A 23,788-nucleotide genomic window follows, 5' to 3' on the forward strand; every position below is an offset into this window, starting at 1 on the left:
CGAGCAATGTTTGTTCTCTTTATGTTCCATACTCTACAACGTCGCGAGGAACCGGGGATGGAGCCCACCATCCTGCATGCCGATCTCGACGCTTTCTACGCCTCGGTCGAGCAGCTTCTCGACCCGTCGCTGCGCGGCAAGCCGATCGCGGTCGGCGGCGGCGTCGTGCTCGCCGCCTCCTACGAAGCCCGCGCCTTCGGCGTGCGCGGCGGCATGCCGGGGCGCAAGGCGCGCGAGCTCTGCCCGCAGTTGATTTTCGTCGGCGGAAATTTCCGCGACTACCAGCGGCTCGGCGACGCCGCGATGAAGGTGCTCGACGATTTCACGCCGCTGGTCGAGCGCATCTCCATCGACGAGGCCTTCGCCGATGTCGCCGGTTGCACGCATCTGTTCGGCCAGCCGCGGGAGATCGCCTCGACCATTCGCCGCCGCGTGCGAAGCGAACTCGGCCTGCCGATCTCGATCGGCGTGGCGCGCACCAAGCACCTGGCCAAGATCGCCTCGCAGGTGGCCAAGCCCGATGGGCTGGTGGTGGTCGAGCCCGGCACCGAGATCGCCTTCCTGCATGACCTGCCGGTCTCCCTGATGTGGGGCGTCGGCCCGGCGACCAGCGCGCGGCTGGCCGAGATCGGCGTCCAGACAATCGGCGAACTGGCCAGGACGCACAGCGGCGCGCTGGCGCGGCTGCTCGGCCCTGCCGCCGGCGAAAAGCTTGCCGCCTTGTCGGGGAACCGCGATCCGCGCAAATTGGAAACACGTCGCCGCGCCCATTCGGCCGGTGCCCAGTCGGCGCTTGGCCGCAAGCCGGCACTGGAATGCGTCTACATACCCGTCCTGCTGCATCTGGCCGACCGGGTCGCCAGCCGGCTGCGCGCCAAGGCGCGCCCCGGCCGCACGGTGACGGTGCGCGTGCGCTTCGCCGACCTCAGCGCCGTCACCCGCTCGATCACGCTCGACCAGCCGATCTCGGCGACGGTGATGCTGGCCGAGATCGCGACAGACCTGGTCCGGGGCGTGCTTGCCGATCATCCGCATGACAGGACGATTTCGCTGCTGGCGATCTCGGTCTCGCATCTGGAGGAAAGTGCCGAATTGCAGTTCGAACTGCCGCTCGGCCTCGCCGACGAAAAGCGCCGCCCCGGCACCAGGAAGGGCCTCGCACGCTTCGGCGCCGACCGCGCCATCGACAAGATCCGCGAGCGTTTCGGCAAACAGGCCGTCGGCTACGGCACCGTGGCGCTGGAGGCGGCCCGCTCGGTGCCCGACGAGTTCAGGGAATTGGCGCAGAAGGAATTGTAAGCGGGAATGGCTGTCTGCGCTTCCCGAATGGCGCACACCAGTTGGCTTCAGAGCCGCATCGTGCCGAAGACCCGATCCCAGAACAGCGACGTCACGCCGAAATTGACGTTTTCGTCGACATGATGATGCAGCGCGTGGCGGCGCTTCAGCGTGTAGAGATAGCTCGGATGAGTGGGATGCCAGTGATGGATCACATGGTGGATGCTGACGTACCATAGGTAGCCCAGCATCAGCCCGCAGCTCGCCGCGCTGGCGACCGCGAAATCCGAGACCATCCATACGGGAAAGAACGCGACAAGCGCATGCACGCCGAGGCTGAGCCAGGTCGGCGTGCCCACCGGACTGCGCTCCTCGACATGATGGCGGGCGTGCAGATCCCTGATCCAGGGAATGTGGTGAAGGACGAAGCGGTGCATGACGTATTCGATCAGCGTCCACAGACACAGGCACGCCAGCGCCGTCGCCAGCCAGCCTGGCGCGCTCTCTTCGCCGGCCTCGATAAGCCCGGCCACAGCCAGCAGGGCGATCGCCAGGGGGTAAACCACGAAGTCGCTGTAGTATCCAATGAGACCGAGTTCCATCGGAGCAAGCCTTCAACGCCGAAGAAGCGACAGATTGCCGAATGCGCGGGCGGGGAGCAACGCGGATGCGCCTGACATAGCGTCGCAATCACCTCGCGCAAGGTCGGCGGCAACGATTTGGAAGCAGAGTCAACCGGCTGCTGCCCTCGAAACCAGCCTCGCAACGAGCTGAAAAATGGCGGAACTCAGCGCGGCCCGAATGGACGGCCAACTCTTGATCGCCATCAACCGCGCGGCACCGTCGACGTGGCCGCGATGGCGTACTTCACATTGGATGGCACACCCTCACCCAAACCTCGCCGCCGTCCACGCCCCATCAGCCGCGTTCGACTCCACCGCCGCGGCGACGAACTTCACGCCGCGCGCGCCGTCGACCACATCGGGCACCTGCGCCGCCCGGGCCGCATCGACAGCAGCGCCCGAACGATGCGCGCGGATGATGTCGGCGGCGTCGCGGTAGAAATTGGCGAAGGCCTCGATATAGCCTTCGGGATGGGCGGCCGGCATGCGTGACACGCGCCGGCTTTGCTCGGTCGAGCCATGGCCGCCGCGCACGAGCGTGCGGGTTTCCTCGCCATATCTGGAGAAGCGCAGTTCCTCGGGCCGCGTGCCCGACCATTCAAGCCCCGCCTTGTCGCCATAGATGCGCACGGAGAGATCATTATAGTGGCCGGGCGACGTCTGGCTGGCCAGGATCGTGCCGCGTGCCCCGCCCGCCCAGCGCACCAGCACATGCGCGTTATCATCGAGCCGCCGTCCCGGCACGGCGGTGAACAGGTCGGCCGACACCGTCTCGGCCTCGCGGCCGCTGATGAAACTCGCCAGATTGAAGGCATGCACGCCGATATCGGCCAGCACCGCCGACTGGCCGGCGCGCGCCGGGTCGGTGCGCCATTCCGCCTGTTTCTGGCCGTCGGCATCGATCGGCCTGGTCAGCCAGTCCTGGATATAGGCGCCGTGCACGGAGACGATGCGGCCGAGTTCGCCCGCCGCCACCATCTCGCGCGCCTGGCGCACCATGGCGTAGCCGGTGTTGTTGAGGGTCACGACGAAGCGGCGATTTTTCTCCCGCGTCAGCGCCACCAGGGCTTGCGCCTCGCCCAGCGTCGTCGACAGCGGCTTGTCGCAGATCACATCGATGCCGGCTTCCAGAAAGGCTGTCGCGACCGGCGCGTGCAGGTGGTTGGGCGTGACGATGACGACCGCCTCGATGCCATCCGGGCGCGCCGCCTCCGCCTTTGCCATCATGCGGTAATCGGCATAGCTGCGCTCCGGCGCGATGCCGATCTCGGCGGCCGAGGCGGCGGCGTTCCCGGGGTCGGACGACAGCGCTCCGGCCACCAGCGCGATCTGGTCGTCGAGCCGCATGGCGAGGCGATGCACCGCGCCGATGAAAGCGCCCTGCCCGCCTCCCACCATGCCGACGCGCAAACGCTTGCCCGCCGATCCGTCCGATGTCGCATAGACCATATTTGTCTCCTCCGATTTAAGGATGTTAAGCCAGCACCCACCGTCGAGTTCTGTAGCGCCCCCCTCTGTCCTGCCGGACATCTCCCCCACAAGGGGGGAGATCGGATGTCACGCCGGCTTTCGCCAAATTGCCAGCGTTGCATGAAAGGCGTCGCGGTCGACGCCGCCAATCTCCCCACCTGTGGGGGAGATGTCCGGCAGGACAGAGGGGGGCGCCATAGGGTGCTATGTTGAATGCATCGAACTTCTTCGCTGCAGAACAGCTACCACCCTCGAACAGGATTTCCAATTTTCATATTGTAAAACGATCGTATCGCGCTAGCCTGAAATCATGAGCGGGGCGCGCAAATCATCCGGACGGTCCAGCGCCGACGAGGCGACGACCCGCAAGCGCGGGCGCTCGCTGGCGGCGCTCGGCTATATCAAGCCGCAGACTTACGAGGAGCTGCGCGCGGTGCTGTCGTCGGGCACGGTCCATTTTCCCAAGCGGCTGCGCCAGGTCGCGATCTTCCTGTGGCAGCATCCGAGCGACGTCGCGCTCGGCACCATCGCACAGGTCGCCGCGCAGGCAGGGGTGCAGCCTTCGACGCTGGTGCGCTTCGCCCAGATCTTCGGCTATGCCGGCTTTTCCGATTTCCAGGGCCTGTTCAAGGACCATGTCAAGGCGTCCTGGCCGGAAGGGCGCGGCCAGGAACGCACGCCGCGCGTATCCAATGCCGACCTGCATTTCCTGCGCGGCATGGTCGGCGCCTCGCAGGCCTCGCTCGGCCGCATCGAAACCGGCTTCGATATCGAGAGCTTCGAGAAAATGGTGGCGTTGCTTTCGGCCGCCGAGCTGATCTACGTCATCGGCTCCAAGCGCGCCTTTCCCGTCACCAGCTATCTCTCGCTGACCTTGTCGCAGCAAGGCGTGCGCAATGTGCTGGTCGACAATGTCGGCTCCACCGCGCTCGACCAGGTCGGCTGCATCGGCAGACGCGACGCGGTGCTGGCGGTCTCCTTCAGTCCCTACAATTCGATCACGCCCGACCTCGTCGCGGTCGCCCACGAGCGGCGCGCGCGGATCGTCACCATCACCGACAGCACTTTTTCTCCGCTGGTCAAGTTCTCGGACACCTGGCTGGAAGTTGTGGAACAGGACTTCGCAGGCTTCCGCTCGCTGGCGGCGTCGCTCGCCGTCGGCATGGCTTTGGTCCATGGTGTCGTGGCCCAACGGGCAGAATGATTGCGCGGTTGACTAACGGGAACTGACATTCCATATCTTCAGAAATAGAAACTTTGTTCCGGGAGGAGGAATGGAGCTTCAGCTCGACGGCAAGATGGTGCTGGTCACCGGCGCGACGCAAGGCATCGGCCGGGCAGTCGCCGAAACCTTGGCGCGTGCCGGCGCCGGCGGCCTGCTGGTCACTGGCCGCGACGGGACGCGCGGCGAGGCCGTTGCTGCGGAGCTCTCGCAAGCGGGCACGCCGGCACACTTCATCGCCGCCGAGCTTTCCGACCCGGCAGCCCCTGCCCTCCTGGCGCAAGCCTGCATCGACCGCTTCGGCCGTATCGACGGTCTCGTCAATGCCGCCGGCCTGACCGACCGGGCCTCCTTCCTCGATGCGACCCCCGACGACTGGGCCTCGCTGTTCGCCGTCAATGCCCGCGCCCCTTTCTTCCTCATGCAGGCGGCGATTGCCGACATGCGGAAGCGGGGCCAGGGCGGCGCGATCGTCAACATCCTGTCGATCAATGCCCATTGCGGTTCGCCCGAGCTCGCCGTCTATTCCGCCACCAAGGGCGCGCTGGCGACGCTGACCAGGAACGCCGCCAACGCCCACCGCTTCGACCGCATCCGCGTCAACGGCATCAATGTCGGCTGGACCGATACGCCCGCCGAGCGCGTCATCCAGGCCGAGACGCTCGGCCACGGCGCCGGCTGGCTCGATGCCGCCAACGCCGCGCAGCCCTTCGGCCGGCTGTTCTCGGCGGAGGACGTGGCCAGGCTCGCCGTCTTCCTTCTCTCCGACGCCGCGGGACCGATGACCGGCTCGCTGATCGACCAGGAACAGTGGGTGATCGGAGCCAACCGGTGAGCACAGCCGCGCCCGAGACGCTCGGTCCGGCCTTGCTCGGCCGCCTGCCGGCGACGGTGCAAAGGCCCGGCTATAACCGTGCCTTGCTCCAGGCAGGCATGGCGCACCTCGGCGTCGGTGCCTTCCACCGCTGCCACCAGGCCGAATACACCGACGACCTCCTGGCGCGGAGCTTCGGCCGCTGGGGCGTGGTCGGCATCAACATCCGTCCGCCGGCGCTCGCCGATACGCTCGGCCCTCAGGACGGGCTCTACACCAGGCTCATCCGCCAGGATTCCCATGTCGAGGCCCGCGTCATCGGCAGCATCGTGCGCATTGTCGATAGCCAGGCGAGCGCTATGCCCGCGCTCGAAGTGCTCTCCTCCCCGGACATCGAATTCGTGACGCTGACCGTTACCGAAAAGGGCTATTGCCATATTCCGGCCAGCGGCGCGCTCGACCTCGACCATCCCGACATCGTCCACGATCTCGCAAACCCGCTGATGCCGCGCAGCGTGCCCGGCATTCTGGCGCGGGCGCTGGAGCAACGCATGGCCACGCACGGCCGGCCGCTGACGCTGCTCTCGTGCGACAACATCCCGGCGAACGGCACCATCCTGGAAAATGTCGTGCGGACTTTTGCCGAACGGCGCGGCAACGGCCTTGCCGGCTGGATCGCGGCCAATGCCGCCTTCCCCTGCGCCATGGTCGACCGCATCGTGCCCGCGAGCACGAAGGCCGATCTCGACGGCGTCGAGCAGCTTTTCGGCTATCGCGATGGAGCCGTCGTCGCCGGCGAGCCGTTCCGGCAATGGGTGATCGAACAGAAATTCGCCGGCCGCGCGCCGCGCTGGGACCTGGTGGGGGCAACCTTCGTCGACGACGTCACGCCATTCGAGCATCTCAAGATGCGTGTGCTGAACGGCGCTCAGACGACACTCAGCTATCTCGGCGTGCTGGCCGGCCTCGAACACACTTTCGATGCGATGGCGGACCCGCTGCTATCGGCCTTCGTGCGCCGCATGCTCGTCGAGGAGACGCTGCCAACGTTGAAGCCGGTGCCCGGCATGGACCCATCAGCCTATGTCGAGCAGAGCCTTGGCCGTCTGCAGAATACCGCGATCCGCCACCGCAACCACCAGATCGCCACCGACGGCTCGCAAAAGATCGTGCAGCGCCTGCTCAACCCGATCCGCGATCGGCTGGGCGAGGAAAAAGGCATTGCGCTGCTGTCGGTATCCGTCGCCGGCTGGATGGCCTATCTGATCCAGGCTTCATCCCGGTTCGGCCGGCGCTGGCCGGTGTCGGACCCCTATGCCGGCAAGGTCGCTGGCTTAGCGGAGGCAAGCGGACGCGACATCCCGGCGCTGGCCGCGGGCATCCTGGCGATCGACGCCATCTTCGATCCCGCCCTCGCCGCCAACGACATGTTCCGCAAGGCCGTCACATCGGCGCTCGACGGGCTGTTGTCGGACGATCCGATGGCAACCGTCAGGCATGCATGCGCGCAACCGGCAGATGAGCGGTTGAAGCAACCGGCACGATCTGCATAGTAGGAATCGGTCGTGAATTCACGACCGGGGGAGGCATTATGAGGCTTGGACTGCTCACCGCACCGTTCGCGGAGACGCCGCTCGACGCGGTCGCCGACTGGGCAAGCTCGGCCGGCTTCGAGGCGCTGGAAATCGCCTGCTGGCCGAAAGCCTCGGGCGCCAGCCGCCGCTATGCCGGCACCAGCCACATCGACGCCGCCGCGACCTCGCCGGCGCAGGCCAGGGATATCGCGGCAAACCTTGCCGGCAAGGGGCTGACCATTTCCGGTCTCGGCTATTATCCCAACCCGCTGCATCCCGATGCCGCCCACCGCAAGACGGTGATCGACCATCTGAAGCAGGTGATCGTGCTGGCCGCGAATATGGGCGTGCCCCTGGTCAACACCTTCTGCGGCGGCGATGCCTCGAAGACCGTCGACGTCAACTGGCAGCACGCGCTCGAAATCTGGCCCGATATCGTCGCCCATGCGCGCGATCACGGCGTCAAGCTCGCTTTCGAGAACTGCCCGATGATCTTCAGCTATGACGAATGGCCGGGCGGCCACAACATCGCCTATTCGCCGCTGGTCTGGCGCCGCATCCTCGAAACCTGGGGCGGCGATGTCGGGATGAATTTCGATCCTTCGCACCTGGTCTGGCAGATGATCGACCAGGCCCGCTTCATCAGGGAATTCGGCCCCTACATGCTGCATGTCCATGCCAAGGACCTGATGATTGATCATGATGGTTTGTACGAGCGCGGAATCCTTTCGTCTGGCATAGGCTGGCAGGTGCCGCGCATGCCGGGGCTGGGCGATGTCGGCTGGAACGGCTTCTTCTCCGGCCTCTATCGTGCCGGCTACGACGGCCCGATCATCATCGAGCACGAGGACCGGTGGTTCGAGGGCAGCGACGATAAGGTCAAGCGCGGTTTCCTGCTTGCCCGCGACGTGCTGCGTCCCTTCGTCAAATGAAGGCGCAAAAACAACATCGAGGCGCCGCCTGAATCTCTTTCTGCGCGGCCCGGTGTAACGACTTGGAATCGAAACGAAAATCAAAGTGGAGGAAATCTGAAATGAAGAAATACCTGACCATGGTGCCGCTCCTTGCCGGCGCTGCCTTGCTGGCCTCGATGGGCGCCTCGTCCGCCGAGGGCAAATACACGATCGGCATCTCCAACACCGTGCAGGGCAATGGCTGGCGCGAGGAGATGGTCTGCGCCATGAAGGCGCAGGCGCTGGCCTCGGGCGAAGTGAGCAAGCTCAACATCGCCCACCGCAACACTGACGCCGCCGGGCAGCTCGAGGACATCCGCAACCTGATCAGCGCCAAGGTCGACGCCATCGTCGTCAATCCGGCTGATCCCGCCGGCATCAAGGCGGGGCTGGAGGAAGCCACCAAGGCCGGCATCGTCGTCGTCGCCGTCGACCAGGCGGTCACCGAACCCTCGGCCTACATCATCTCCAACAACCAGGAACAATATGCCTATCTCGGCGCCAAATGGCTGTTCCAGCAGATGGGCGGCAAGGGTGAGGTGTTTTACATGCGCGGCGCCGCCGGCGCCTCGGCCGACTCGGATCGGGACAAGGGCTTCAAGAAGGCGCTGGCCGAATTCCCCGACGTGAAGGTCGCACAGGAAGTGTTCACCGGCTGGCAGCAGGACCAGGCAAAGCAGCAGATGCTGTCCTTCCTCGCCACCGGCACGCCGTTCAACGGCGTATGGACCTCGGGCATCGACAACGTCATCGTCGACGCGCTGGTGGAATCGCAGGCGCCGATGGTGCCCGTGGTCGGCGCCGACAATGCCGGTTTCGTCGGCCAGCTGAATTCGGTCAAGGACCTGGTCGGGGCGGCCGTGACCAATCCCGGCTCGATCGGCGGCGCCGGCGTGACGCTCGCGCTCCAGATCCTCGACGGCAAGAAGCCGGCGCAGCAGACCGTTCTGGTCGAGCCGCAGCTCTGGGAAAACGCCACCGAGGAAGGCAAGGCCAAGCTGAAGGCCGCCGCCGATCCGTCGCTCAGCCCCGAATGGCCGGTCTCGATCTCGATCCCCGACTGGACGACCTACACCAAGGACCAGATCGTGGCGTGCAAGGGGCCGGGGGAGTAAGGGCTATTTTGATTGGCTAGCGAGAATGGCGTTTGCCGTCCTCGCCAACCAAAGGTTTGATAGGTTAGCGCTCTACGGCGCCCCCCTCTGTCCTGCCGGACATCTCCCCCACTTGGGGGGAGATTGGCAGTTTCGGCGCCGGCTCTCGTCTTGCCACGTTGAAAATTGGCGAAAGCCGAAGTTACGGCCGATCTCCCCCCCTTGTGGGGAGATGTCCGGCAGGACAGAGGGGGGCGCCGTAGAGCGCCAGCAATTGAGTTTCTGATAGGGACAGCAATTTGACCACCAGTCCCCTCCTCGACGCCTCCGGCGTCGCCAAGAATTACGGTGCGGTTGCCGCGCTGCGCGACGCGTCGCTGTCCGTCCTGCCGGGTGAGGTGCATGCCCTGATGGGCGCCAATGGCGCCGGCAAGTCGACGCTGGTGAAGATCCTGACCGGCGCGGTTCCTGCCTCCGCCGGGCGCGTGCTGATCCGCGGCGAGGCGCGCGACATACGCTCGCCCGCCGCCGCGCGCCGCGCTGGCCTTTTGCCGGTCTACCAAGAACCGTCCTTGATCCCCGATCTCGACATACTGTCCAATCTGCGGCTCACCGGCACGCCCGTCGAGCCGTTCCGTGCCTGGGTGCGCGAACTTGGTATTCCCGACCTCGACCTGCGCGACACCGCGCGCGACATTCCGCTGGCGGTGCTGCGCGTGCTCGATCTGGCGCGGGCGCTCGCCGTCGAGCCCGACGTGCTGCTGCTCGACGAGATGACCGCGGCGCTCCCCGCCAACCTCGCTGAAAAGGTGCTGGAAGTCGTGCGTCGCCAAGGCGACAGCGGCCGCGCCGTGATCTTCATCTCGCACCGCTTCGTCGAGATTTCGGCGCTCTGCGACCGCGCCACCGTGCTGCGCGACGGCGCGACCGTCGGCGTTCTCGACATCGAGCCCGGCGTGGAGGAAAAGATCGTCGAGCTGATGCTCGGCGCCCGCATCGAGAAGACCAAGATGGCAGCCCGCGCCGCCGGCCAGGCCGCCACGTCGGCCCCTGTCCGCCCGCGTCTCGCCGTGCGCAATCTGCGTGTCGGCACCAAGCTCAACGACGTCTCCTTCGATCTCGCCGACGGCGAGGTCGCCGGCGTCGTCGCGCTCGAAGGCCAGGGCCAGGATGAATTGTTCGCCGCCCTTGCCGGCTCGATCAAACCGTCCGGCGGCACGATCGAGGTCGACGCCCAGCCGGCGAAATTCACCCATCCGATCGACGCCATCCGCGCCGGCATCGCCTATGTGCCGGGCGACCGCTCCGAGGCCCTCGCCATGCAGCGCTCGGTGCGCGAGAACATCGCGCTGCCCTTCAGCGCCGCCTTGCGCAACTGGGGGCCGATCGCCATGCGCAAGGAGCGCGCCACGGTGGCGAGCGCCATCGCGCGCCTCCAGATCGACACCCGCGCGCAAGGCGAGGTGCAGCGCCTGTCCGGCGGCAACCAGCAGAAGGTGACCATCGCCCGCTGGATAGCGGCGGATGCCCGCACCATCCTGTGCTTCGACCCGACGCGCGGCATCGATGTCGGCACCAAGCAGGAGATCTATAAATTGCTGCGCGAGCTCGCCGGCCACGGCAAGTCGGTGCTGTTCTACACCTCGGAACTCGAAGAGGTGCAGCGCGTCTGCGATCGCGTCATCGTCATCTTCGGCGGCCGCGTCGTCGATATCTTCCCGGTCGAGGAGGCGGACGAGCCGGCACTGATGCGCGCCGCCTACGGCCTGCCGCGCGGCGCCAAGGCCGATGTCGGCATTTTGGCGGACCCCACAGCAAATACCCCGGATGCACCGGAGGCGACGCCATGAGCCATCTCCTGCGCCGCCAGGGCTGGGTCGCCGGCCTGTTCGCCCTCCTCGTCGTGCTGTTCGTCGTCACCAAGCTGATCCAGCCCGGCTATGGCAGCGGCGATTTCGGCTCGCTCGCGCGGGCCGTCTTGCCCTACGCCTTTGCCGTGGCCGCGCAGACCGTCGTCGTCATCGCCGGCGGCATCGACCTGTCGGTCGCCGCCATGATGGCGCTGACCAGCGTCACCGCCGCCTCGATGATGGCCGGCGCCTCGGAAGAATACGCGCTGTTCGTGGTGCCTTTCGTACTGGCCATGGGTTTTGTGCTCGGCGCGCTCAACGGCCTGCTCATTGTCGCCACCCGTGTCCCCGACATCGTGGTGACGCTCGCCATGCTGTTCGTGCTGCAAGGGGCGGCTCTTCTGGTGCTCGGCGCGCCGGGCGGCGCCGCCGCCGAATGGCTGAAGGCGATGATTTCAGGCACGGTCCCGATACCCGGCCTGCCGCAGAACATCGACGCCTGGCTGCCGAAGGCTCTGCTGGTGCTGATCATCTGCCTCTGCATCGTCTGGATACCGCTGAGGCGCTCGCGCCTCGGCCTGTCCATCTACGCCATCGGCTCGAGCGAGCTGGCGGCGTTCCGCAGCGGCGTGCCGGTCAAGCGCACCCGCATCATCGCCTATGCGTTGTCGGGCCTGTTCGCGGCCATGGGCGGCCTGGCGCTGACCATGAGCACCGGCATCGGCGCTCCTATTCCCGGCCCCTATCTGCTCGCCAGCGTCGCGGCCGTGGTGCTGGGCGGCGTGGCGCTGGGCGGCGGCAAGGGCGGCCTGCTCGGCCCCATCGCCGCCGTCTTCGTGCTGCGCCTGGTGCGCACCGACCTCACCCTGCTTGCCATCGACCCCAACGTCACCGCCATCATCGAGGGCCTGATCATGGTCGCCGTGGTGATGTTCGGGGCTTTCATTACGATGCGGGGTCGGCAATGATGAGGGAGAATGAATTGGCGCATAGCGCTCTACGGCGCCCCCCTCTGTCCTGCCGGACATCTCCCCCTCAAGGGGGGAGATTGGCAGCTTCGGCGTCTCGCTCATTCTTGCAACGCCGACAATTTGCGAAAGCCGTCACCCCGTCCGATCTCCCCCCTAGAGGGGGAGATGTCCGGCAGGACAGAGGGGGCCGCCGTAGGGCGCTACATTTGCAGACAAGAGCCACCCCATGAGCACGTCAGCAATCACGCCCCAACCCGTCCCCTTCGGCCGCCGTGTCAAACGCTTCATGGCCGACCGGCCGCTGATTCCGCTGGTCATCCTGCTGGTCATCCTGGTTGTGATTTTGCAGATCCTGCGCCCCGGCATCGTCAACGAGCGCTGGATCGCCAACACCATCAAATTCGCCATTCCCTTGGCGATCCTTGCCGGCTGCCAGACCATGACCATGCTGACCGGCGGCATCGATCTCTCTGTCGGCACGGTGGCGACGATGAGCGCCTTCATCATGGCTACGCAAGCCGTCAACCAGGACCCAGCCGTGGCCTTCCTCCTGGCGATGATGCCGGCGGTGCTGATCGGCCTCGTCAACGGCATCGGCGTCGGCGTCTTCCGCGTCCATCCGCTGATCATGACGCTGGGCACCAGCCTGATCGGCACCGGCTTCCTGCAGGTCTATCAACGCACGGTGATCGCCTCGGGCGCCAAGATCCCCGATTTCCTCGCCTGGCTCGGCACCGGCGTGACCGCAGGGTTTCCCAACGCGCTGCTTCTGTTCGTCCCCGTCGCGGTGCTGATCGTCTTCGGCCTCAACCGCACCGGTTTCGGCCGCCTGCTCTACGCCGTCGGCGACAATGAGCGCGCGACCCGCCTTTCCGGCGTGCGCTACTGGCAGGTCATCACCGCGCTCTACGTCCTCTCCAGCCTGCTCGCCGGCATCACCGGCTTGCTCTATATCGGCTTGATCAAGGCCCCTTCCCTGTCCCTCGCCGAACCGCTGGTGCTGCCCTCCGTGGCCGCCGCCGTCATCGGCGGCACCTCCATCTTCGGCGGCCGCGGCGGCTATACCGGCACCATCATCGGTGCCTTGATCCTGACCGTGCTGACGACGCTGCTGACGATTTTGCAGATGCCGGAGGGGGCAAGAAGGATCCTGTTCGGCCTGATCGTGCTGTTCGTGACGGCGGCCTATCTGCGGATCGTGGAGGAGCGGTAGGGAGGGGCCGCCGGCTCATCCCTGGAAACACCGACGCAGTGATCGCCCTCACTTCACCGTGATGCTCATGCCGCTGAGATCGGCGTTGACTTGCAGCCCTACCTGTCTGCCCGTGAGCTCGAGCTGGGCGCCCTTGTCGTTGGTCATGACGATCACCTGGGCGCCTTTGCCGAGCGCGCCGCCGCCGCCCGCCGCGCCGTACACACCCGTCACGTCCCGGGCGCGCTTGATATGGCGCACGGTGCCCCGGAAATAGGTCTTGGAGGCACCGAAGGCGAGGCCGCCCGAAATGCCGCCGACCGAGATCGGATACCGGCGGCCATGGAAGGTCAGCGTGCCCTCGCCTCCGGCGCCGCCGATGAAGAAGGCCGCCTTGTAGATGGAGAAGCGGATCGTTCCGGTGTCGGCGTGCGCGACACTGGCAAAGCCAACGCCCGCGGCAGTGATGACGGCGATGGCGACTGAACGAAATCTGGACGAAATCTTCATGACAAGGGGCTCCTCAAGCTCGCTGCTCACCCGACCGGGCCGGGACGTCGGCGTCGCATCGAAGTTCATGGCTAAACAGTCTCGCCCATCATTGGTTCCAAGCACACGGTCTCGTTCCGGCTGCGAGGAGACCGTCGCTAAACGGGCCCGCCGGCTGGCGAATTGTCCAGCGGCGGCTGGCGGCATCGCGGGTCGAGCAGGGGAGCACGGGGAGACCCATGGCGCCGTCTGGAGCGGGCCTGGTGAAACTTTTTGATTTTTAGGCCGTTGTCGCCGTTACATCCGAGGCTGAACTCATGCCGAAAACGGTCGACGGCGCCAGGCGGCGCAAGGCAGAGAAGTCGCACCAGGAGAAGGCCTCGACAGTCGAAGTTGCGTCCGAGGTCGTGGGCGAGGCTGCGCCGCCGCCCGGGGCCATCGAACCCGGTCCGGAGCTGACGCCGCAGGAGGCCGAGCAGGCGCGCAAGCGATACCTGCTGAGGCGCTTCTGGATCAGCGCGCGCGGCTACTGGAGCACGCGCGGCGACAAGCTGGCCTGGCCGTTCACGATCGGGCTGTTGATGCTGATATGCATCAATGTCGGTTTCCAGTATGGGATCAACATCTGGAACCGCTCGATCTTCGACGCCATCGAGCAGCGCGATGCCCACACCGTCTATGTGCTCAGCGCCGTGTTCCCGCCGCTGGTGGTTGGAAGCGCAAGCCTTGTCGTCGCGCAAGTCTACCTTCGCATGACGATCCAGCGCCGCTGGCGTTCCTGGTCGACCACCGCCATCATCGCGCGCTGGCTCGCAAGCGGCCGCTACTATCAGCTGAACCTCGTGGGCGGCGACCACACGAACCCCGAGGCACGCATCGCGGAGGATTTGCGGATCGCCACGGAATCGCCCGTCGATTTCATCTCCGGCGTGATCAACGCGTTTTTGTCGGCCTCCACTTTCATCGTGGTGCTGTGGACGATCGGCGGGGCGCTGACTTTGCCGATCGGAAGCTGGAGCGTCACCATTCCCGGCTTCCTGGTCGTGACCGCGGTGATCTACGCCGCCATCACCTCCACTTCGATGGTGGTCATCGGCCGCCATTTCGTGCGGCTCTCCGAGCAGAAGAACCAGGCGGAAGCCGATTTCCGCTACACGCTGACGCGCGTGCGCGAAAACGGCGAGAGCATCGCCTTGCTCGGCGGCGAGGAGGAGGAGCGCAGCGGCATCGACAAGACGTTCGGCACGGTGCTCCGGCAATGGGCGCTGCTGACAGGCCAGCACATGCGCACAGCGCTGGTGTCGCAAGGGTCGAGCCTGTTTGCGCCGGTCGTGCCGATCTTGCTTTGCGCGCCAAAATTTCTCGAAGGCAGCATGACCCTTGGACAGATCATGCAGGCCGCCTCAGCCTTCGCCATCGTGCAGGCCGCGTTCGGATGGCTGGTCGACAACTATCCCCGCCTCGCCGACTGGAACGCCTCGGCACGGCGTATTGCCTCGCTGATGATGTCGCTTGACGGGCTGGAGCGCGCCGAACGCAGCGACGCGCTGGGCCGCATCAGGCACGGCGAAACCGAAGACGGTGCGATGCTCAGCCTGGACAATCTCTCGGTGTCGCTCGACGACGGCACCGGCGTGGTCAAGGAAACCGAGGTCGAGATCGAGCCTGGCGAGCGGGTGCTGGTGGCCGGCGAATCCGGTTCGGGCAAGAGCACGCTGGTGCGGGCCGTCGCAGGCCTTTGGCCGTGGGGTGGCGGCAGCGTCGACTTCCACCCCGGCAGGCGGCTGTTCATGTTGCCGCAACGTCCCTACATCCCCTCCGGAACGCTGCGCCGCGCGGTCGCCTATCCGGCCGCCGCCGACAACTGGACGCTGGAGAAGATCAACGCCGCCCTCGACAAGGTGGGGCTCGATTATCTCAAGGACCGGATCGAGGAAGACGCGCCCTGGGACCAGACCCTGTCGGGTGGCGAAAAGCAGCGGCTCGCCTTCGCGCGCCTCCTGCTGCATCATCCCGATATCGTCGTTCTGGACGAAGCGACGTCTGCGCTCGATGAGAAGAGCCAGGACAAGATGATGGAGACGGTCATCCATGAATTACCGAAGGTGACCATCATAAGCGTCGCGCATCGCGCCGAGCTGGAAGCCTTCCACAGCCGCAAGATCACATTGGAGCGGCGCGAGGGCGGCGCAAAGCTTGTCAGCGATATCAATCTTGTCCCGCGCAAGGGCGGACGGAACCTGCTCAGGCGCGCCTTGTGGGGCTCCGGCGCTGCGGCCCAAAGGCCGCGCGAGCTGGACTAAAGCCGACTTCGTCCCGCCTCAGCGCCCGCTCAGCGCCGCGACGCGGTCGAGGGCGGCGCCGAGGCCTTTCAGGGAGACGGGGAAGTTGAGCTTGGTCTCGGCGTCGGTGACGACGTTGAGCGTCAATACGCCGCCCGCCTTCAGCTTCTGCGCCAGCGCCCGGTCGATCGGAAACTGCGCCACGCATCCGTTCGGCAGGCAGGTGCGGAACCGCAACTGGCCGAGGGGCGGCTGGTCGTCGATCTGGATCGTCACGCCTGGGTCGAACAGGATGCCGAACGGCAGAAGCAGGGTTCCGGTCAATCCACCCTTCGGTCCCGCGCGCAGCTCCACAGCCAGCAGCCTCTGGCCGTTCTTCTGCGTCTGGTCCTGCGAAACCGAGCAGGCGCGTGCATTGTCCTGGATGGTGCAGGCCAGGCTCCAGTCCTGATAGGTCTCCTGGAGCGACGACGCGCCGTTTGGAAGCGTGGCCGCCTGCTGTTGTTGCGCACAGGCACTCGATGCGGCCAGCGCCGCCGCGCAGATTGCGGCCGCCTTCAGAAGAACAAATCTGTCAAACAACGATGGCGACTTTCTCTTTCGGGGTTCACGCGCATGGCCCCGAAAACCGGATGGGATTTTCGGGGCCGCGGGCATGGTCATCTGCCTCACGCAGCGTGCAAAAGCAATTCCAAAGCGCGCCGTGTGAGCGCGGCGCGCTTCAGGTACAGACCCACTCGCGGATCTTGCATTCGGTTCCCGCCGCCTCGCAGGCATGCAGAGCGAGATCTTCCGCGTCCTTGCGGGTCTCGGCGGAGTTCGCGCCCCAGGGCGTCAGCCGGTCGCTCTGCTTCTCCTTAGCCACGGCCAGGGCGCCGCAGTGCTTGTAGGGAAAGCCCGTCTCGTCGTCGTCTGTCCAATGGCGATGATTGCGGAACACCGTGACAACAGTGCAGCCCTTGCCGCCGGCGTTCTCGCAATATTTCATCGCGGCGTCCTTCGCCTCCTGGCGCTTGTCGGCGCCCCAGAAGAAGCCGTGCTTGGTATCGATGCTGGAATAGGCGATCGCCCCCCAGATGCCCTTTTCCTCCTTCGGCTCCGGCTCCGGCGGCGCCACAAGGTCGGCCGAGACAACCTGCCCGCTCCACAGCAGGGCCATGCACAAAACTGCCAGACGTCGCGATATCATGGTCTGCAATCCTTTCCAGGAGCCCTCGCCCATTCGCCTATCCCGTGTCTCACTTCGACGCCGACGCGATGGAAATCACCACGCAGCTATTGCCGGTCGGCAGCAGAAGCGCTTCACCCGAATTGCCGCCCAGTTCATACACTTCGACCTGGCCGAGATGGTCGGTGATCTTGCTGCCTTGCGGAAGAACGGACGGGATCTCCGAACACGGGCTGGCGAACGGCGCCACCCGCACCATCGCGCCTTCGCAGCCGGAAGCGGTGGGCGATGCGAAAACCACGCCGGCGGCCGGTCCGCTGTATTTTTCCGTCGCATAATCCATGCCGACGAGGGCCTGCACGGCGTGCTTGTCGGCGGCCTGGTCGTTCCACAAGGATTTGACGCTGTATTTCGAGCCCGTCGTCAGAACCTGTCCGAGCACGGGAAAGATCGTCGAGCAGGCCTGCACGCCGGCCTGTTTGACATGTTCGAGGAAAGGCGAGTCCGGCAATGCGGGCGGCGCGGTCCCGGCCTGTGCGGCCGTCGGGGTGCCGACGAGACCGGCGATCGCGGCATAGTTGGCGGCAGCGAAGCCGATGCCGATCATGGCCAGCCCCAGCAGCGAGAAGGCTAGGACGCGCGGCCACCGCCGCTGCGGCTCGGCGACCCTCTTGCGATCGGGCTCGACGATCCTCTTGCGGTCCGGCTCCACGCTCGGGCCGCGCGCTGGGGAGATGAACGGGTCTTGCTGGTTCACGGTGCTGCCTCGGTTATTTGATTGGCGCAAGGGCCTCGGACAGCCCCTTGAGCGTTGCGGTCACGGTAATCGTCTGGCCGTCGACGGTCGGGTAGGAGATCGCTGGCGTCGCTTTCTGCACTATCTGCTGGCGCATGACGGGCCCCACCGGCAGCATGCCGACGCAGACCACTTCGTTGCAGCCATTCAAGTGGACGTCGATCGGGTCGCGCCCGTCGAACTTCAGCGACACCAGCCCGTCGCTTTTGGCGTTCGGCGCGGTGCGCAGGATCATGTAGGGCTTGCCGTCCTGCGTGGCGGCGAGCGACCAGCTGAAGGCCATCTTGCCGGCCCCGTCCTCGATCACCTGCGAGACATTGCAGACCTTCTTGCGCGCCTTGAGGTTCTCGTCGCAGATCAGCGTCCAATTCTCGAAGGGCCGGATGGTGCGCTGGTATTGGCCCAGTTTCACATCCGGCGGCACCGCCACGTCGGACGGTTTGATCCTGTAGGGCGCGGTCGCTTGCGCGGCGGCTGGCCCGGCGGCCAAGGACAGGCCGCCGGCAAGCGCCAGGCAGGTCAGGAGGAAAAGCCGGGCATGACGGCTGGTTGCCCCGTTCATTCCCGCCTCAGTTCAACGTGAAGCTCAGGCCGGCGCCGACACCGACATTTCCGCCCGCCGCCGTGCCCGAGACGTTGCCGCGGATGCGGCCGTCCTCGCTGGTGTAGCCCGCGCCGAAGGCAAAGGCGCTGGCGTCCCGCCAGAAGCCGCCGCCCGCCGCGACGCTCAGCTTTCCGGGACGGTCGTCGTAGCGCAGCGAGGCGGCGGCGAGGCCGATTGCCGCCGCTTGCCGGGCTTCGTCGCGGATGCCGCTGATGTCCGAATTCAGCTGGCCGAGTTTCTGGTCGGTATAGTCGTTGGCCTGTTGCAGGGTCGTGGCCGCCACCTTGTCAGTATAGCTGTTGGATGTGCTGATGGCGGTGTCCAGGCCCTTGGTCAGCTGGTTGACATTGACCGCGTCGGTGCCGGCGACGCCGGGTCCGACGTTGGAGATGACGACCGGCGCGTTGACGTCGCCGCCTTGCAGCGTGATGGTGTTCGTCTTGGCGCTGCCCTGCGTGTCATAGGTCACCGCATTCTGGTTGAGATTTCCGACGCCGGTTTGCAGGGCCTCGATCGCCTGGTTGGAGGCGAAGAGCTGTGAACCGTTGATCGCGTCGGTGCTGTCGGCGGCGATCCGTCCGGCTGCGACATTGGTGATCGTCCTCTCCGCGCCGGCATCGCCGACGCTGACTGTTCCGGTCGGCGTGGTGCCGGCAAAGGCGTAGGTCTTGCCGTTGATGACGGTGCTGGAGGTGCCGACGGCGGTCTGCGTCACCGAGCCGGAGCCGAGCGCCACATCGTTGGCGTTGTTGGCCTGCGCGCCCTGGCCGAGCGCGACCGCGCCCGCCCCGGTAGCCGTCGAGCCATGGCCGGCGGCCAGGCTGTCGTTGCCGCTCGCCACGCTTTCGGGTCCGATCGCCACGGCGTCGGTGCCGCCGGCGATACTGTCGGCCAGCGACGAATTGGCGTGGAAGTACTTGATGCCGCCGCCATTGCTGATGGTGGTCAAGGCATTGTCGACCGCCGTGAGCCCGTCATAGACGGTCGTGTAGGTGTTGCCCTGGACGGTGTAGGTCGGCCCGGTGATCGAGCCGTCGGGGTTGAGCGTGGTGGTGCCGCCGAACAGGTTGGTCACGTTTTGCGACACGCCGCGCAGCTGCGAGACGTTGACGCCGTCGGTGTCGGCCGAGCCCGCCGCGACATTGGTGAGCTTGCGTTCAGCTCCGGCGTCGCCGATCGACACCTCGCCCACCGAGGTCTGCGGGGCGGTCAGGGCAAAGGCCGCGTAGCCGGCCTGCGCGCCGACCGAGGTGATGGACTGCGCGCCCAGCGCCACGCTGTTGATAAAGGTGCTTTGGGCGCCGGCGCCGAGCGCCACCGACTGGATGCCGGAGGCGAGCGAATTGGTGCCGAAGGCCAGACCGTCCGCCAGCATCACATGGGCGTTCTGGCCGATGGCGGTTCCGCCGGGCGCCGTCTGGTCGACGATGGCGCCGTTGCCGATGCCGATGCCGTTATCGCCGTTGACAACCGTGGTCGGGCCGACCGCGACCGATTCCGCGCCGACCGCCAGCGAGTCGCCCGCCACCGAATTGGCATGGAAATACTTGGTCGAGGTGGCCGACACGGCGCCGATGGCGCCCGCGAGCTGGCGCACCGTCACCGCGTCCTGGTCCTGCGTGCCGTCGGCGACATTGGTGATCTGCCGGTAGGAGGTGGCGTTGCCGACCGAAACGGCGCCGAGCAGCGCCTTGTCGGTTGTGTTGTACTCGATGAAGTTGGACGGGCCGGCGGGCAGTTGCCCGGTAGCCGGAGCGATCGGGCGATCGGAGAGCGAACCCGAGCCGAGGGCCACGCCGCCGTCGATGCTGGCATTGCTGTCGCGGCCGAGCGCCAGCGCGCTGACGCCGGTGGCGGTCGCATTGTAGCCGACCGCTGTGGAGCCGACGCCCTGGGCGAAGGAATCGGTCTGCGCCAGCCCGAACTCATTGGTGCGGGCATAGCGGATGCCTTCGCCATTGGCGTCGGTGAAGACGGTCGAGGTGTCGCCGGTGATGTTGTTGATCGTGTTGCCGAGATTGGTCACGCCAGCGCCGATATTGGCAATGTCGGTCGTGTTCTGCGTCACCTGCTGGTTGGTGGCGAAGAGCTGCGAGCCGTTGACCGCATCCGTCGAACCGCCGTTCAACTGTCCGGCCGCGACGTTCTGGATCTGGCGCTCGGCGCCGGCCGAGCCGACCGAGAAGGCGCCCGCCGGCGTGCCGCCGGCGAAGGTATAGTTGACGCCGCCGATCGTCGTGCCGCCGACATTGGTCGTGGCGCCCGACGTCGAATTCAGGCCGATCGCGACATCGCCGGCATTGTTGGCGACCGCATTCGGGCCGACAGCGACGGAATCGGCTCCCAGCGCCTGCGAATCCGCCAGCGTCGAGTTGGCATGGAAATACTTGATGCCGCCGCCGACATTGATGTTGTTGACGACGGCGCCGATGGCATCGACCGCCTGGTTGGTGGCGAAGAGCTGCGAGCCGTTGACGGCGTCGGTCGAGAGCGCGCTGATCCGCCCAGCTGCCAGGTTGGTGATGGTGCGTTCCGCGCCGGGTGCGCCGATGCTGACCGTCGAGGTCGGGTTGGTGCCCTGGAAGGCGTAGGTGGTGCCGTTGACCACCCCGCTGGCCGTGCCAACGGCGACGTCTGTGACGCTGCCCGAGCCGAGCGCCACGTCGCCGGAGCTTGCCGCCGCCGTGGCGCCATCGCCCAGTGCGATATTCCCGGCGAGGCCGGCCGCGCCCGCCGTCGAGCCGTTGCCCAGTGCGACCGAGCCCTGCCCGATCGCCTTGTTGCTGTTGCCGATGGCGACGGCGCCGTTGGCCATGTTGGCCGCGGTGGCGGTCGCCGTGCCGTCGCTGTTGGCGATGTTGTTGGCGCCGCCGGTGAAGGCGCCGGTGCCGCTGGCATAGCTCGGATCGCCGATCGATACCGCGCCGTCGCCATAGGCGGTGTTGCCGGAGCCGATGGAGACGGCCTTGCCGCCGGTCGCCACCGCATTGGTGCCCATGGCGACCGCTTCGACGGAATCCGCCCTGGCGCTCGTGCCGACCGCGATGGCGCTCGTGGCGCTGGCCGTTGCGCCCAGTCCCAGCGCGGTTGCTTGCGCTGCGGTCGCCGTCGCGTTGTTACCGAGCGCAGTAGCGGAGACGGCAGTGGCTTGGGCTCCCGAGCCCGTCGCGATCGACCCCACGCCACTCGACACTGCCGAATTGCCCAGGGCCAGCGAGAAGCCACCCGAAGCCGTCGCGAGGTTGCCGAGCGCCGTCGAATTTACCCCAGTCGCACCGGCTTGGGGGCCGATCGCGACGGCGTTGGTTTCAGTGGCTTTGCTCAGAATGCCGATAGCCACTCCATTGAGGTGATCCGCGAGCGCGCTTGTGCCCACCACGACGGAATTAACACCCGAAGCGGTGGAGCCGTTGCCCAACACCATCGCGCCGTTGGCCGACGCCGTAGCGGTTACGCCTAAGGCTGCCGAATTGTTGCCGCTGGATATGGTCTGAAAGCCCACCGCAAGCGCGTTGGTGCCACTGGCAGCGGCCGTGTTGCCGACCGCTGTGCTGTTGTTACCACTCGCAACCGAGGCAGCGCCCATCGCGGTGGCGAAAGCGCCGGAAGAGAGCGCGTTGGTGCCGATGGCGATGCTGTTGGGCAGAGCCGTGTTGGCCTGAACGCCTGCAATCGCGCCCAGCCCGAGCGCGATCGACTGGTTGCCCCAGGCGCTGGCGTTCTTACCCATCGCCGTGGCGCTCGTGCCCGTTGCCTTGCTTTGGCGTCCGATCGCAGTGGCGTCAACCTGAGACGCCAGTACGTCCGTGCCGATGGCGATGGCGCTCTCTTGAAGGGCGCCCATTCCCGCAACGGTTCGGTTGCCAAGGTTGACGGCGTTGATCGCGGTCGCGGTCGCCTGGAAGCCGATGGCGATGGCATTCTGGTTGGTTGCGACGGCGCTGTTACCTTGCGCAATCGAATCCAGCCCGGATGCTGTTGCCCCAAACCCGAGCGCGGTGGCGCGCAGCCCGGTCGCCCGGGTAACGTAGCCGATCGCCGTGGAGTTCAATCCGTCGGCACGCGCATTCAGGCCAAAGGCGGCCGCGCCTGCGGCTGCAACCGAGTTGACGCCAATGGAGCTTGCTGCGTCTCCGTTGGCATGGGCGTTCCCGCCTAACGCGAGGGCGTTGACGCCGGTCGCACTCGCGAAAACACCAATGCCGATGGAATTGAGGCCATTGACACTCATCGCATAGCCGATGGCGATCGTAGCATCGCCCGTTGCGCTGTTGGCGGTGCCCAACGCCACGGTGTTCGCGCCATTCGCTTGAGCACCGTTACCGATGGCGACGGCATTGCCGCCTACCGCGGACCCGCCGCCGGCCTGATATTGCGCCTGAGCCGGCGTCGCGGCCATGCCGATCGCGAAGGCGCCCAGCGTCACGGCTGTCCCGAGCGCCCCGCCGACGCCCAGCGTTCCCAGCCCCAAGCGCTTGCGCCCCATGCCCAGCGCACGATGCGCCATGCGCAGGACCGCCATCAAGCGGCGCCGGGCCGAGCGGGACCGGGAATCGCCATTCGCGATCCAGTGACTGGCGAAATGCGCCGCACGGCGCTGAACAAGGAGCGAGCCGCCCGAAATATGGCCGCCCGAAATATGATTGTCGGTCATGGTTCCCTCTCCGCTGGCCGGCACGAAATGTCTGACACTTCCACTCCACAGCAGGAAGACATGATTCCCCTTCGCGGTATTTCACGAAATTGCTGTCTTGTGAGAAAAGATACGAGCATATACGCGGAGGTTAACGGCTCGTTACCTTAGCAACTGCTTTAAAATCAAGTAATCAAATAATGACGAGAGCGCGGCTTCATCTAATATTTGCGTTAAACTTGGCCGCCCGCGCCTGCATCGGCGTCATCTGCCGGTATTTCTTCATCATGGTGGTGAAGTGGCTCTGGCTCGAAAACCCGCTGAGATGGGCGATGTCGGCGATGGTCATGCGGCTGTCGGCAAGAAGTCTTTCCGCGAAGTCCAGCCTGAGATCGAGAACATATTGATGCGGCGGCATGCCGAACGTCTTGGAGAAGGCGCGCACGAAGTGGTACGATGAAAATCCGCAGACGGCGGCCATTTCGGCAAGCGCCAGCTTGCGCGAGAAGTTCTCGTTCAGGAACTCCTGCACCTTGCGCGCACTGCGGACGGAAAGCCCGCCCTTCACGTTGCGCGGCGGCTGCCGGGCCGGATTGGCTCCGGAAACCGATCCGGGGGGACCATCATCGCCCGGCATTTTTCGGCCTCCCGATATTTCCAAGATGAACTTCAACCCGAGGCCTCCCTCCCCGTTCCCCTGAAAAACAATTCGTGATTGATCGAAGCGGGCCCGCATCGCCAACCCCGCTCATGTGATCGATCCGGCCGGATGGCA

19 protein-coding genes are annotated in these 23,788 nt (G+C 66.1%); 10 read left to right on the plus strand and 9 right to left on the minus strand.

The genetic code is table 11. The features are described 5' to 3' along the window. The first annotated feature begins 57 nt into the window (after positions 1-57). Positions 58-1,299 carry a DNA polymerase IV gene (gene dinB, locus FJ867_RS15885; protein WP_140817876.1) on the plus strand — a complete coding sequence of 414 codons (1,242 nt, stop codon included), beginning with the start codon at positions 58-60 and terminating at the stop codon, positions 1,297-1,299. A 47-nt stretch (positions 1,300-1,346) separates the two neighbouring features. Here dinB and FJ867_RS15890 read toward each other — a convergent pair whose 3' ends face one another. After that, positions 1,347-1,880, minus strand: a complete 534-nt coding sequence (locus tag FJ867_RS15890; RefSeq protein ID WP_140500066.1) for a sterol desaturase family protein — start codon at positions 1,878-1,880, stop codon at positions 1,347-1,349. Between the two features lie 285 nt (positions 1,881-2,165). After that, positions 2,166-3,350 (minus strand): Gfo/Idh/MocA family oxidoreductase, encoded by a 1,185-nt coding sequence (locus FJ867_RS15895; protein ID WP_140557839.1) that lies wholly within the window; start codon positions 3,348-3,350, stop codon positions 2,166-2,168. Between the two features lie 331 nt (positions 3,351-3,681). Here FJ867_RS15895 and FJ867_RS15905 point away from each other — a divergent pair, with 331 nt between their 5' ends. The 8 genes from FJ867_RS15905 (at position 3,682) to FJ867_RS15950 (ending at position 13,062) form a co-directional block, all read left to right on the plus strand. Further along, entirely contained in the window at positions 3,682-4,575 is an 894-nt protein-coding gene (locus tag FJ867_RS15905) for a MurR/RpiR family transcriptional regulator (protein ID WP_140500070.1), read from the plus strand. Between the two features lie 70 nt (positions 4,576-4,645). Then, a complete protein-coding gene (locus FJ867_RS15910; RefSeq protein WP_140817879.1) occupies positions 4,646-5,428 on the plus strand; it encodes an SDR family oxidoreductase in 783 nt (260 codons plus the stop codon). Next, on the plus strand, positions 5,425-6,960 hold the full coding sequence (locus tag FJ867_RS15915) for a mannitol dehydrogenase family protein (RefSeq protein ID WP_140817881.1): 1,536 nt from the start codon (positions 5,425-5,427) through the stop codon (positions 6,958-6,960). The genes FJ867_RS15910 and FJ867_RS15915 overlap by 4 nt, the downstream gene beginning before the upstream one ends. 38 nt (positions 6,961-6,998) lie before the next feature. Then, positions 6,999-7,913 carry a sugar phosphate isomerase/epimerase gene (locus FJ867_RS15920; protein ID WP_140622968.1) on the plus strand — a complete coding sequence of 305 codons (915 nt, stop codon included), beginning with the start codon at positions 6,999-7,001 and terminating at the stop codon, positions 7,911-7,913. A gap of 101 nt (positions 7,914-8,014) precedes the next feature. Next, positions 8,015-9,049 (plus strand): ABC transporter substrate-binding protein, encoded by a 1,035-nt coding sequence (locus FJ867_RS15925; RefSeq protein ID WP_140817883.1) that lies wholly within the window; start codon positions 8,015-8,017, stop codon positions 9,047-9,049. A gap of 278 nt (positions 9,050-9,327) precedes the next feature. Continuing rightward, complete coding sequence (locus tag FJ867_RS15935) at positions 9,328-10,878, plus strand: sugar ABC transporter ATP-binding protein (protein ID WP_140674299.1); 1,551 nt, start codon at positions 9,328-9,330, stop codon at positions 10,876-10,878. Next, entirely contained in the window at positions 10,875-11,846 is a 972-nt protein-coding gene (locus tag FJ867_RS15940) for an ABC transporter permease (protein WP_140817885.1), read from the plus strand. The genes FJ867_RS15935 and FJ867_RS15940 overlap by 4 nt, the downstream gene beginning before the upstream one ends. A gap of 229 nt (positions 11,847-12,075) precedes the next feature. Then, a complete protein-coding gene (locus FJ867_RS15950; protein WP_140516049.1) occupies positions 12,076-13,062 on the plus strand; it encodes an ABC transporter permease in 987 nt (328 codons plus the stop codon). A gap of 48 nt (positions 13,063-13,110) precedes the next feature. On the opposite strand, the gene FJ867_RS15955 is transcribed toward FJ867_RS15950, so the two are convergent. Continuing rightward, positions 13,111-13,551, minus strand: a complete 441-nt coding sequence (locus FJ867_RS15955; protein WP_140500175.1) for a hypothetical protein — start codon at positions 13,549-13,551, stop codon at positions 13,111-13,113. Between the two features lie 296 nt (positions 13,552-13,847). Between FJ867_RS15955 and FJ867_RS15960 the strand changes: the two genes are divergently transcribed. Then, positions 13,848-15,833 (plus strand): ABC transporter ATP-binding protein/permease, encoded by a 1,986-nt coding sequence (locus FJ867_RS15960; RefSeq protein ID WP_140561106.1) that lies wholly within the window; start codon positions 13,848-13,850, stop codon positions 15,831-15,833. Positions 15,834-15,851: 18 nt separating this feature from the next. Here FJ867_RS15960 and FJ867_RS15965 read toward each other — a convergent pair whose 3' ends face one another. The 6 genes from FJ867_RS15965 to FJ867_RS15990 form a co-directional block, all read right to left on the minus strand. After that, complete coding sequence (locus FJ867_RS15965; protein ID WP_246675059.1) at positions 15,852-16,475, minus strand: invasion associated locus B family protein; 624 nt, start codon at positions 16,473-16,475, stop codon at positions 15,852-15,854. Positions 16,476-16,533: 58 nt separating this feature from the next. Continuing rightward, positions 16,534-17,001 carry a DUF4189 domain-containing protein gene (locus FJ867_RS15970; protein ID WP_140558900.1) on the minus strand — a complete coding sequence of 156 codons (468 nt, stop codon included), beginning with the start codon at positions 16,999-17,001 and terminating at the stop codon, positions 16,534-16,536. Positions 17,002-17,050: 49 nt separating this feature from the next. Next, a complete protein-coding gene (locus FJ867_RS15975) occupies positions 17,051-17,737 on the minus strand; it encodes a hypothetical protein (protein WP_140817887.1) in 687 nt (228 codons plus the stop codon). Between the two features lie 13 nt (positions 17,738-17,750). Then, complete coding sequence (locus tag FJ867_RS15980; RefSeq protein ID WP_140561110.1) at positions 17,751-18,338, minus strand: invasion associated locus B family protein; 588 nt, start codon at positions 18,336-18,338, stop codon at positions 17,751-17,753. Positions 18,339-18,345: 7 nt separating this feature from the next. Continuing rightward, on the minus strand, positions 18,346-23,034 hold the full coding sequence (locus FJ867_RS15985) for a YadA-like family protein (protein WP_140817889.1): 4,689 nt from the start codon (positions 23,032-23,034) through the stop codon (positions 18,346-18,348). A gap of 196 nt (positions 23,035-23,230) precedes the next feature. After that, entirely contained in the window at positions 23,231-23,749 is a 519-nt protein-coding gene (locus FJ867_RS15990; RefSeq protein WP_140817891.1) for an AraC family transcriptional regulator, read from the minus strand. Positions 23,750-23,788 lie beyond the last annotated feature (39 nt).

Source organism: Mesorhizobium sp. B2-5-3 (assembly GCF_006441005.1).
Lineage (GTDB): Bacteria > Pseudomonadota > Alphaproteobacteria > Rhizobiales > Rhizobiaceae > Mesorhizobium.